The organism is Flavobacterium esculini (genome assembly GCF_048284325.1).
In the GTDB taxonomy this organism is placed as follows: Bacteria; Bacteroidota; Bacteroidia; order Flavobacteriales; family Flavobacteriaceae; genus Flavobacterium.
On sequence record NZ_JBLVPI010000015.1, the window covers coordinates 1 to 12285 of the forward strand.

At 32.4% G+C, this 12285-nt stretch carries 13 protein-coding genes; 11 read left to right on the top strand and 2 right to left on the bottom strand.

Annotated elements, in window-relative coordinates; genetic code table 11:
- Positions 1–606 precede the first annotated feature (606 nt).
- From thrS to ACNQGG_RS12995, 11 genes are all read left to right on the top strand, one after another.
- Positions 607–2553 (top strand): threonine--tRNA ligase, encoded by a 1947-nt coding sequence (gene thrS, locus ACNQGG_RS12945; RefSeq protein ID WP_417964605.1) that lies wholly within the window; start codon positions 607–609, stop codon positions 2551–2553.
- A gap of 16 nt (positions 2554–2569) precedes the next feature.
- Positions 2570–3127 (top strand): translation initiation factor IF-3, encoded by a 558-nt coding sequence (gene infC / locus ACNQGG_RS12950; protein WP_417964806.1) that lies wholly within the window; start codon positions 2570–2572, stop codon positions 3125–3127.
- A gap of 97 nt (positions 3128–3224) precedes the next feature.
- Positions 3225–3422, top strand: coding sequence for a 50S ribosomal protein L35 (gene rpmI, locus ACNQGG_RS12955; RefSeq protein ID WP_022827375.1), 198 nt, complete (start codon positions 3225–3227; stop codon positions 3420–3422).
- Between the two features lie 102 nt (positions 3423–3524).
- A complete protein-coding gene (rplT, locus tag ACNQGG_RS12960) occupies positions 3525–3869 on the top strand; it encodes a 50S ribosomal protein L20 (protein WP_039109227.1) in 345 nt (114 codons plus the stop codon).
- A gap of 206 nt (positions 3870–4075) precedes the next feature.
- Complete coding sequence (locus ACNQGG_RS12965) at positions 4076–5752, top strand: tetratricopeptide repeat-containing sensor histidine kinase (RefSeq protein ID WP_417964608.1); 1677 nt, start codon at positions 4076–4078, stop codon at positions 5750–5752.
- Positions 5753–6482: 730 nt separating this feature from the next.
- Positions 6483–6701, top strand: coding sequence for a hypothetical protein (locus tag ACNQGG_RS12970; RefSeq protein ID WP_417964610.1), 219 nt, complete (start codon positions 6483–6485; stop codon positions 6699–6701).
- A 121-nt stretch (positions 6702–6822) separates the two neighbouring features.
- Positions 6823–7110, top strand: a complete 288-nt coding sequence (locus ACNQGG_RS12975) for a sensor histidine kinase (protein WP_417964612.1) — start codon at positions 6823–6825, stop codon at positions 7108–7110.
- 79 nt (positions 7111–7189) lie between these two features.
- Positions 7190–7858 carry a DNA-binding transcriptional response regulator gene (locus ACNQGG_RS12980; protein WP_417964614.1) on the top strand — a complete coding sequence of 223 codons (669 nt, stop codon included), beginning with the start codon at positions 7190–7192 and terminating at the stop codon, positions 7856–7858.
- 212 nt (positions 7859–8070) lie between these two features.
- Positions 8071–8358, top strand: coding sequence for a hypothetical protein (locus ACNQGG_RS12985; RefSeq protein WP_417964616.1), 288 nt, complete (start codon positions 8071–8073; stop codon positions 8356–8358).
- 167 nt (positions 8359–8525) lie between these two features.
- On the top strand, positions 8526–8825 hold the full coding sequence (locus tag ACNQGG_RS12990; protein ID WP_417964618.1) for a hypothetical protein: 300 nt from the start codon (positions 8526–8528) through the stop codon (positions 8823–8825).
- Positions 8826–9550: 725 nt separating this feature from the next.
- Positions 9551–10402: an endonuclease/exonuclease/phosphatase family protein gene (locus ACNQGG_RS12995; RefSeq protein ID WP_417964620.1), complete on the top strand. Its 852-nt coding sequence runs from the start codon at positions 9551–9553 to the stop codon at positions 10400–10402.
- Here ACNQGG_RS12995 and ACNQGG_RS13000 read toward each other — a convergent pair.
- On the bottom strand, positions 10345–11187 hold the full coding sequence (locus ACNQGG_RS13000; protein ID WP_417964622.1) for an isoaspartyl peptidase/L-asparaginase: 843 nt from the start codon (positions 11185–11187) through the stop codon (positions 10345–10347). The two genes, ACNQGG_RS12995 and ACNQGG_RS13000, sit on opposite strands and share 58 nt — an antisense overlap.
- Positions 11188–11256: 69 nt before the next feature.
- Positions 11257–12129: a cyanophycinase gene (locus ACNQGG_RS13005; RefSeq protein WP_417964624.1), complete on the bottom strand. Its 873-nt coding sequence runs from the start codon at positions 12127–12129 to the stop codon at positions 11257–11259.
- Positions 12130–12285 lie beyond the last annotated feature (156 nt).

Consider the following 12285-nt stretch of genomic DNA (forward strand, 5'->3'; position numbering starts at 1 on the left):
AGCTTTTCTAAATCTTTTTTAGAAAATAAATTTTCTAGTTTGATTCGTACTACTTGCCAGTTTATAAAAGAACGTCTGCGTTGTTGCGGGTGCAAAAGTAGCCCCTTTATTCGCTTTAACAAGCTTTTTTAAACCTTTTTTTTGACGTTTCTTTAACTTAAACTTTAACTCGCTGGAAACATGCGCCTTGAAACGAAACTATTTTCCTCTACCCTCCCGATGCTTCGGGACTATCCAAAGGAAAGGGTGACTAAATGGATAAGATTAGTGACAATGATTATATATTTAGGTAATGAATACTACGCACATGTGAAAGCTACAGTCCTATATATAAGATAGCAAATGAATAATTTATCCTTTGTCAAAATCATAAAGTCGATGTAACATGACACCATAGCCCCGATAAAAGCGGCATCCTTTGTGTTTTTCCTTTAAAACACAAAGATATAGCGGATAGCGGGAAATAGCTCCTAAACAAAACACTCCCCCTATACCTATATATAAGGACTGTGATTTTGTTTTTACACCTATATAGTAACAAACCTTACATATATATTGTATGTATTTTTGTAATCGTCTATATTTGCATTCTTAAAATAATAAACAATGATTAAGATTACTTTGCCCGACGGGTCAGTTAAAGAGTTTGCTCCAGGGTTAACACCTATGGATGTTGCTAAAAGCATTAGCGAAGGATTTGCCAGAAATGTGATTTCGGCTTCTTTTGATGGCACAACAGTTGAAACCACAACTCCTTTGACTACGGATGGCAGTCTTATATTATACACCTGGAATGACGCTGATGGAAAGAAAGCTTTTTGGCATTCGACTTCACACGTGATGGCGCAGGTTCTTGAGGAATTGTACCCAGGGATCAAATTAACTCTTGGACCAGCAATATCTAATGGGTTTTATTATGATGTAGATTTTGAAGATCAGAAAATTACAGATGCTGACTTTAAAAAAATTGAAGATCGGGTTCTTGAAATATCAAGAGGCAAGCATGAATTCAAATTACGTCCGGTGACTAAAGCTGAAGCTTTAGAACTATATAAAGACAACGTTTACAAAACAGAATTAATTACCAATCTTGAGGACGGAACGATTACGTTTTGCGATCATGATACGTTTACTGATTTATGTCGTGGTGGCCATATTCCAAATACAGGAATCATCAAAGCGATGAAAATCATGAGTGTTGCCGGTGCTTACTGGCGTGGCGACGAGAAAAACAAACAGTTGACTCGTGTTTACGGAACTTCGTTTCCTAAGCAGAAGGATTTGACTGAATACCTAGAATTACTGGAAGAAGCAAAACGCCGTGACCATAGAAAACTGGGTAAAGAATTGGAGTTGTTTGCTTTTTCGCAAAAAGTAGGTGCAGGATTGCCATTGTGGTTACCGAAAGGTGCTGCTCTGAGAGACCGTTTAGAACAGTTTTTGAAAAAAGCGCAGAAAAGAGGTGGCTACGAGCAAGTGGTTACGCCGCATATTGGACAAAAAGAACTGTATGTAACTTCAGGACATTATGCAAAATACGGCGCTGATAGCTTTCAACCTATAAGCACTCCGGCCGAAGGGGAAGAGTTTTTATTAAAACCAATGAACTGCCCTCATCACTGTGAAATCTACAATGTACGTCCTTGGTCATACAAAGATCTACCGAAGCGTTATGCTGAATTTGGTACCGTTTACAGATACGAACAAAGTGGTGAATTACATGGTTTAACCCGTGTAAGAGGATTTACTCAGGATGATGCGCATATCTTTTGTACTCCGGAACAACTGGATGAAGAGTTTAAGAAAGTAATTGACTTGGTACTGTATGTATTTGGTTCATTAGGATTTGAAAACTTTACCGCTCAGATTTCTTTAAGAGATAAAGAGAATAGAGACAAGTATATAGGTAGTGATGAAAATTGGGAAAAAGCGGAAAATGCGATTATCAATGCCGCAAAAGACAAAAATCTAGACACTGTAGTAGAATATGGCGAAGCTGCTTTCTATGGTCCAAAATTGGATTTCATGGTAAAAGATGCTTTGGGAAGACAATGGCAATTAGGGACTATTCAGGTAGATTACAACCTACCGGAACGTTTTGACTTGACCTATAAAGGTTCTGACAATGAATTACACAGACCGGTGATGATTCACAGAGCTCCTTTTGGATCGATGGAACGATTTATCGCTATCTTACTGGAACATACTGCAGGAAATTTCCCTCTTTGGTTAATGCCGGAACAAGCTATTATATTGTCTTTGAGTGAGAAATATGAAATATATGCGAAAAAAGTTTTAGATTTGCTAGAAAATCACGAAATTCGCGCCCTCGTTGATAATAGAAACGAGACAATTGGCAAGAAAATTAGAGATGCCGAAATGCAAAAAACCCCGTTTATGTTGATCGTAGGTGAGGAGGAAGAGAAAAATGGGACTATATCAATCCGTCGTCATGGACAGGAAGGAAAAGGAAATATCAGCGTTACAATAGAAGAATTTGTTGCTATTGTAAACGAAGAAATCAATAAAACATTAAAAGTATTTACAGTTTAACTTAAATTATAAAGTCATAGCAATAAGAAGCAACAGAGGTTACCAACCTCGCGTAGAAAAAAAAGATGCACACAGAATAAACAATCTTATTCGTGGTATACAAGAAGTAAGACTTGTAGGAGAGAATATTGAACCAGGAGTTTTTAAACTTTCAGAAGCTTTAAGATTAGCGGATCAATTTGAATTAGATTTAGTAGAGATTTCTCCTAATGCAGAACCACCGGTTTGCAAAATCATGGATTACAAGAAATTTGTTTACGAACAAAAGAAACGTGATAAAATCTTAAAAGCGAAATCTACACAAGTTGTTGTGAAAGAAATCCGTTTTGGTCCTCAAACCGATGAGCATGATTATGAGTTTAAGAGAAAGAACGCTGAAAAATTCTTAAAGGAAGGAGCGAAATTGAAAGCTTTTGTTTTCTTTAAAGGACGTTCTATTATCTATAAAGATCAAGGTCAAATCTTATTGTTGAGATTAGCTACAGATTTGGAAGAGTTTGGTAAAGTGGAAGCAATGCCAGTTCTGGAGGGAAAAAGAATGATTATGTTCATTGCTCCTAAGAAAAAGAAGTAAACAGTTGGCAGTTTTCAGTTTTCAGACTTTAACCTGAAAACCGAGACTGGAAACTAAAAAATAAGTAAGTAAGAATAAATTAAAACACTAGGAAAAAATGCCTAAAATGAAAACCAAATCTAGCGCCAAGAAACGTTTCAAAGTTACTGGTTCTGGAAAGATTAAAAGAAAGCATGCTTTTAAAAGTCACATCTTGACTAAAAAATCTAAAAAACGTAAATTAGCCTTGACACACTCTGCGCTAGTTCACAAAACAGATATGAAAAGCATCAAACAACAATTAAGAATTATCTAATAATTCTTTAGGTTAAAACAATTTAAAAAATAACCTTGGAGTATGGCTTTTAAGTTCTCTTGATTTAATTCGGGACGCCTGCTACAAAAAAACAATACAATTATGCCAAGATCGGTAAATTCAGTTGCTAAAAGAGCAAGAAGAAAAAAAATAATGAAGCAAGCCAAAGGTTTCTTTGGTAGACGTAAAAACGTTTGGACAGTTGCTAAGAATGCGGTAGAGAAAGCAATGTGCTACGCTTACCGTGACAGAAAAGTGAATAAAAGAAATTTCCGTGCATTATGGATTCAACGTATCAACGCTGGAGCTAGATTGGAAGGAATGTCTTATTCTCAATTCATGGGTAAAGTAAAAAAGCAAAATATCGAATTGAACCGTAAAGTTCTTGCAGATTTAGCTATGAACCACCCAGAAGCTTTCAAAGCAATACTTAATAAAGTAAAATAAACGTTTTATCAACTCAATTTAGATTACTTACTTATATAGAAACCTCAATCGAAAGATTGGGGTTTTTTATTTTTAAATGGTATTTAAATCATCTATAGAAAATAAAAAAATATACTAATCTTATCCTTTTGTATTGTAATTAATTTCTGTACTTTCGGTATATGATACTCAAAAAACTACATTTTCCGATTTATATTATGTTATTGATGTTACTTTTTTTTTCGCAATCATGTGAGAAAAAAAAGCAAAAAAATCCTAAGAAAAAATCCGATGTTACGGAGATTAACAGATTCTTAGCAATAGGCCACAAACATTTTGAAAATGAAGAATTTGACAGTTCTTACTATTATTATAACAAAGCTAAATACGCTGCCGAAATAAAAAAAGATACTTCGAGAATTATTCATTCAATAGCTTGGTTGGCTGAAATCCAAAGATTTCTAACAGATTATTCCAATAGTGAAGCCACTGCTGTAGAGGCATTACCTTTTTTAGAAAACAATGAAAAATATCCCAATGGCAGATGGAATATCTACAACACACTAGGAAACAACTACTTATACACATACGATAACAAAAACGCCCTTTATTATTTCAATAAAGCACTGAATTTAAAAACAGACCCAATTGAAAAGGCTAATATGAAAAATAATATTGCCTTTGTCTATATGGAACAAAACAAACACCAAGATGCCATCCAGATTCTTTCCCCTTTAATATTAAAAAAAGAAGTCTTAGATGATGCAGAAGCTTACTCTAGAATACTGGATAATTTAGGGTATTGTTATTATAAAACTGGAAACCCAAAATCACTTTACTACCTAAATCAATCCAAAAAAATAAAAATCCAAAAAAATGATGACCGAGGGCTTATTGGGAGTTACTATTATCTTTCTCAATATTATAAAAAAACAAATCCAAAATTAGCTACTGAATACGCCCAATTGTCCTATCAAAAAGCAACCAAAGTCAATGCTATAAATGATCGCTTAGAGTGTCTAGAATTGTTAATACAAAACAGTACCGGAAATAAATCGAAAGAATTTGCAACACTCTACCTAAAAGTAAATGATAGTATAAATAAAGTAAGGATAAAAGCCAAGAATCAATTTGCTAAAATCAGATATGATTCCACTAGAGAAAAGGATGAGAATGTTAAACTAAAAGCACAAACTGTGCTTCAACAAGAACAACAACATAATAGTAATCTACTATTATATTTCGTAGTTGGTATTATTATTTTGATAAGTATTTTAATCTCTAATTTTCTTGTTGCCAAAAACAAAAGAGAAAAAATAAAAAGCTCTTACAATACCGAGATACGGATTGCTAAAAAATTACATGATGAATTGGCCAATGACGTTTTTCAAACCATGGCTTTTGCTGAAACACACGATTTATCTACTACTCAAAATAAAGAAATATTACTGAATAATCTAGAAACCATTTATTCCAGAACACGAAACATTTCTAAAGAAAATAGCACTATAGAAGCTGGACCAATGTTTCTATTCAGCCTAAAAGAAATGATGTCCGGCTTTAATAACGTTGAAGTGAACATCCTAACAAATGGTATAGATACAATCAATTGGACTACTTTAGAAAACAATAAAAAAATCACTGTTTACCGTGTACTTCAAGAATTACTTGTCAATATGAAAAAGCATAGTCAAAGCAGTTTAGTAGTAATCTCTTTCAAAAAAAATGAAGGAAAATTACAAATAGAATATAGTGATAACGGAGTTGGAGCTACATCTGAAAAATTAACCTCAAAAAATGGATTACAGAATGTAGAAAATCGCATCAAGTCCATAAAAGGAACTATTACATTTTACACTAAATCGAACAAAGGATTCAAAGTAAGTTTTATGTTTCCAATATAGCAAAAGTCTTAAACTTAATAAAATCTTAGTCCCCAAAGTATATTGCTTCGGCTATTATTTATGTATCTATTTTTTAATAATATACTGAGAAATTGGCTTTAATGTTTTCTCTGTTTCTGGATACAGCCCGAGATGATTGAAATATTCATAATTTCCATCAGACGAAGTGGAAACAACTCCAAACAATAATAAACAACAAATAGCTGCTGACCCAGACAGTGATCCAATTGATGGTCAAATGGTCAAACTCCGATTAGTCCTCCAAAACCAAAATAAAATGTTAATTCGAATGTCTCTATATTTTAATTAATATCTGTATTTTTGGGAAATGATTCTTAAAAGGTTCCATTTTCCCAATTTACATTTTATTACTAGTGCAATTATTTGCACTCCAATCCTGCAAAAAAGAACAGCAAAATATTCCAAAATCTAAAGTTAATACCGATTATGCAAAGCATTTAACGCTCCCTGAAAACTATTTTGAAAATAAAAAAAACGATAGTGTCTTCTATTACTATAATAAAATCTAATTCTGATGTTTCAACAAATAATGAAAAGATAATTTATTCATTATTAAAAATGGCAATCATTCAACAAAATGAAGGTGATCATTCGAGTAGTGAAACTACAGCCACTAAAATTTTACTGATAATTCGAAAAAACACAAACCAGCTTATAAATGTGCCGTTTTTAATTTTTTAGGGATTAATTATGAGAACTTATATGAATTATGACAATACTAATTTATTTTTACAATCAAGCCTATAAACAAGCCGATAATCAATTACAGAAAGTAGTTCTTAAAAACAATATTGCAGTGTTATACATGAATAAAGAAGATTATCAACATGCTATACAAATTCTTTCCCCTTTAGCACTAAATAAAGATATTCTAAACGGTGCCGAAAACAAAGCCAGAGCATTCGATAATTTAGGCTATTGTTATTAAAATTGGTAATCCAAAAAGCCTTGACTTTTTTAATCAATCTTTGAAAATAAGAAAACAGATAAAAGACAGCTTTGGAGTAATGGCCTAGACACGCTCCCTTTTTATATCTAACTTGAAAGAAATGATATCCGGATTCAATGCTAATGCATTTAATATATTTACTAATGGAATTGATACTATCAATTGGACAACTATTGACAATCATAAAAAAATAACTGTTTACCGACTGCTGCAAGAATTACTTGTCAATATGAAAAAGCACAGCCAATGTAGCATCGTCAAACTAACTTTCAAAAAAAATGAAAATAAATTACAAATAGATTACACTGATAACGGCGTTGGAGCAACATTTGGTAAAAAAATTCAAGAAATGGACTACGGAATGTGGAAAACCGTATTGAGGCTATAAAAGGAACTATTACTTTTGATACTAGATCCAACAAAGGATTCAAAGTAAGTTTTCATTTTTCCAATATAATAATACCCATATGTTCCGTAAAGTTTTAGTTGCCGAAGATTTAGACAGTATCAGCATGACAGTTGTTCAAGCACTTGAAGAACTTTCTGTTGTAGAAATCCACCATGCAAAATACTGTGATGATGCTTTTTTGAAAATAAAAAAAGCCCTTCAAGATGAAGAACCTTTTGATTTACTGATAAGTGATTTATCATTTAAACCCGACCATAGAGAAAACAGACTCTCTACAGGTGAGGAGTTAATTGATGCTGTGAAAAAAATACAGACAAACATCAAAACGATAATATTTTCTATTGAAGATAAATCTTTTAGAATAAAATCTCTTTTTAATAATTCTGGAATCAATGCCTACGTATCTAAAGGACGTAATAGTATTCCTCAACTCAAAAATGCTGTTCAAAACATATTTAACAATGATGAGAAAATCATTTCTGCTGACTTGTCTCATTTATTAAGAGACAAGTCAATCTTGGAAATCGAAGCCTATGACATTTCTCTCTTGAAATTTTTATCAAAAGGATTAATTCTAGACGAAATAGCATTGGAATTTAAAAAATCTGGAATCATTCCCAATGGCAGTAGCAGTATAGAGAAACGAATAAATAAACTTAAAATATACTTCAAGGCCAGTAACAATGTACATCTCATTTCCATAACCAAAGATTTAGGATTAGTATAATCTTTCCGTTGCACTCTACAAAAGGAACAAAAATTCTATCGCTAGCTCAACTAATTTTCACTAATTAATTTGAACAATTAGTAATTCCGAATCGTAGGAACTGAATATTTCATCAACTTTTTTTTAAAATAACCATCCCTTTTACGGTTTCCCGTAAAGAATTAATTTTTATTAGAATTATGTTTGGCCTGTTTAACTTTAAAATTTAAAAAATGGCCAATTTTACAACTGAAGACTTAGCATTTACAGGATATTCACAAACAGTCGAGGAAATAAATAATATCAATCAAATTGAAATTTATGATGCTATATATGTAGATAAATCCGAAGAATCTGAAGTAGTTCATTTTTGTAATCAGTTTTTAGAAAAATATAAAGTCCCTCAAACAAAGGCAAGTTTTCAAAGAGTCGAAAGTTTTTTACAACACTCTATTTTAGAACATCAAATTTATCGAGAAGAATTATTAGACTGGATTGCGAGCAACTGGATTAAATTATAATTAATCTTTTATTTCTATGAATTGATTTAGAATGATTAATTCAGATTAACTTTCAATCTTGATTTACATTTTTTCCAGCTTTACGGTTTTCTGTAAGCATGTAATTTTAATTCCGTTTAATTTTTTTTAATAAAAGTAAAATCTAATTTCATCAAAACAAACAAGCCATGATAAAAACAGATGCTGCATTAAATGAAATGCTAAAAAAGGAGAATTCAATCATAAATTACAAATGGGTCAAAAGAGTTGACGATTACTCAAATTATGCCAAAGAATATATTACACATTATAAAAAATCACTCAAGGGAGATTCAATTTCATTATCAAAATATCCATACATGAAAATAAAATGGGAAGCTTTAGGCCTGAAACTGGAGAAAGTCCAAAAAAAGGGACTCTTGACAAATCAGCAAATAAAAAAAGTAACGAAAATTCAGATGAAAATAGTACGTACTTGTTACAACTAAATATCCAATATCAAAACTCCGAATGAAAAAAATTTTACTAATAGGAATTATCATACTCTTCACACTTTCTCCTTGTTCTCCAAAAAAAGTAAAGAAACAACAACGAGTATACTACAATACCTATAATTATAAATATGATGATGAAATAATCAATAGAGACTCTATAAAGTAGATTATCTTAATCGAAAACTATAATTTAGTTATGCTTTGTCACAAATTAAAAATACGAATTTGAAATTTTATTGGAATAAAATATTTGTTCTCGTATCCCAATTTTTACAAGAATGGAGCTTAAAAAAAAAAATTATCAAAAATGAGGTTTTCCGTAAAGAAACTATTTTTAATGAAGCTAAGTTTGGAAGCAATTAAAATCCAAACTTATGAAACCTTTATTTTTTTTAAATTTTAATTTATTCCTTTTAGCACAATTAGCAATACTATTTATTGGTACTATTTGTATCATTTATTTAGTATATAAAATCTGGCAAAAAAGATAAGAATGCGGAAACCCATAAAAAATTGATTTTTAATGGATGTAGGTTTGGGTCAAACTAATTAATATCAAAAATATTATAGAACTAATTATTCAACTCAAATCATTGGCCGACAAAATTAATTTCTGATTTAAAACTAAATACTTCTTAATTTTATCAAGTTTTGAATAACCGATTTTAAATAAAAACACTATTTTGGCTAAAATCAATATTTTGTATTCCATATATTAAATGAAATCCTTCCTTTACCTCCTATTTCTTCTTATTGCTTCAGTTACTTTCTCCCAAACTAAACTCCTGTCCTGGAATCTAGAAAACTTTGGTAAATCAAAATCTAAAGAAACCATAAATTATATTGCAAATTCGCTGCAGGAATATGATCTTATTGCCATTCAGGAAGTGGTAGCAGGTTATGGCGGAGCTCAAGCTGTGGCAAAACTGGCAGATGAACTCAATCGCAAAGGAGCCAAATGGGATTATGTGATTAGTGACCCAACCAGCAGTAATGTTTATAAAACAGAACGCTACGCTTTTATCTGGAAAACAGCCAAGTTAAAGAAAATTGGGAGAGCGTGGCTCGAGAAAAAGTACCATTTGGAGATTGACAGAGAACCTTATTTCTGTACGTTTCAATATGAAAAAAAACAGTTTACTGTGGCTAATTTCCATGCTATAACCAAAAATAAACAACCTGAAACCGAGATTAAATATTTCAAATTTTTACCGGAAGAATATCCTACTTTGAATTTAATTTTTGTAGGGGATTTCAATTGTCCGCAATCACATACGGTTTTCAATCCCTTGAAAAAAATGGGATATCAATCTGTTTTGGTTGACCAAAAAACATCCCTGAAACAAGAATGTAAAAAGGATAAATGCCTTGCGTCAGAATTTGACAATATGTATTTCAAAACTTCGAAAATCAAAACAATAGATTCTGGAATTATTCCTTTTTACAAAAACTTCAATTCACTAAAACAAGCCCGAATAATATCCGATCACATCCCTATTTGGTTTGAATTAAATCATTCAAAAACTTCAAAATTTTCGCCATCAAAACTAGCAAAAACCATACTGGGATAAGAATCCTGATGAAACATATTTCCTTCGCTATCAATAGCAATCGCACCGGCAAAACCATCATAAGGTTTTAATTCGTTGAACGTTTTAGTAAAGGCTTCTTGCAATGTAAAGCCGTCAGTAACCCGAGTGACAATTTTAGCAGCAGTTGCATTACTTACAATATCCTCACCTACTCCAGTCAAACTCACACCACAAAATGCATTGGCATAATTTCCTGCTACAGTTGCCGAATCAGAAATGCGTCCCGGAATTTCAAAACCTTTTCCTCCTGTTGAAGTAGCCACAGCAATTTTTTTGTTTTGATCTAAAGCTACACAACCCACCGTTCCTGTCCCCAGTGCTTTCAGTTTTGCTTCATATTCAGCTCGTCGTTGTGGAATTTCGGTTGAAAAAGATTCGAAACCATGTTGTCGCGCAAAATTAATTGCTCCGCTACCACCTAAAACCCTATCGTCATACTGCATCAATATTTGTGCAACCTGAACAGGATTTTTCACTTCTTCGATATTGATAACACCACTCATTTTCTGAGTTTCACCGTCCATTACCGCAGCGCTCATTCTAATTTTTCCATCACTTTGTATCTGGGAACCAATTCCTGCATTAAATAATTCATCATCTTCCAAAAGGGAAACTGCATAAACAACGGTTTCTAATGCTGAATGTGTTTTTAAAAATGCATAGGAATCTTTTACAATTCGCTCAAGCGCATTTTGCTTGGCAACTTTTGTTTCGTGATTAGTAGAAGATTCTGAGAAAAAACCGCCGTGTATGATTAGTTTCATGGTATGGATATTGAGTACTGGGGATTGAATATTGGGACTAAAGCCTAAAATCAATTACCAAAACCTGAATTACAAGTAATGAGAAGATTGTATATGCATTAAATGCGTTTCTAGATTATAGGTGTCAAATTTGCTCATGACATGTGTCACCAAATGTGAAATTGAAATGGGTTGTCCTAATTCTACTTTCGTCAAATTAGTATCTTTTATTTCTCGACCATCAACCAAAATAACTAATCCGGAACCAATAGCTTCCATCTGAGTATTATTGGTAATCAACAATCCAGTATCTTCTCCAAGCCCTATTCCCAGTACTCTGGGATTCCCTACAACTGCTTGAAAAAGTCGGCCAATTCGTCCGCGTTGTACAAAATGGGTATCGATTATAACACCGTCTATTAAACCCAATCCGCTAGAAATTTTTACCTCCCCTTTGAGTAAAGCTTCAGAGCTGCTGCCTTGATATATCATATTATTAGAAGCTGCCGCCGCTCCTGCAGAAGTTCCTGCATAAATAAACTCTTCATTATGGTATTTGTCCAATAAAATGTCATGAAACGGTGTACCACCAAGAATGGAAGTCAATCGCAATTGATCGCCCCCGGTAAACATCACGATATCAGCGGCTTTTAATCGTGCTAAAACGGTTTCATCGGCAGCTTGTTCGCGTCTTTCTATAGTAAGTATATCCACATTTTTAGCATTCAAATACTCAAATGCTTTGACATATTCTGGTCCAATTTCTCTTGGAATTACGGATGCTGTTGTAATAACTTCTATTCGGGAGTTCTCTTTAAGTTTTGATTCGTTTAGTATCCTTTTTAAAATCCCAGTTTCAAAAAAGTTTAAATTGCTAGTTGCATTTTTATCTAAATCGGTTTCAGTAAAACTTCCTTTATCTACCGCACCTCCTATTATTATTAGTTTTCCTAGTATATTCATTTTGTAAAAATAACCAAAAAGATAAAAAAAGCCAGTGATGTAGCCTTTTTTTTTAAATTATAACAAACGGAATAATTATTGTTTATTTTTAAAGAAATAAATTTTGATTCCCATTTTTAAAAAGCTACTTTAGTTGCATTCTGTACTTTTTAAAAA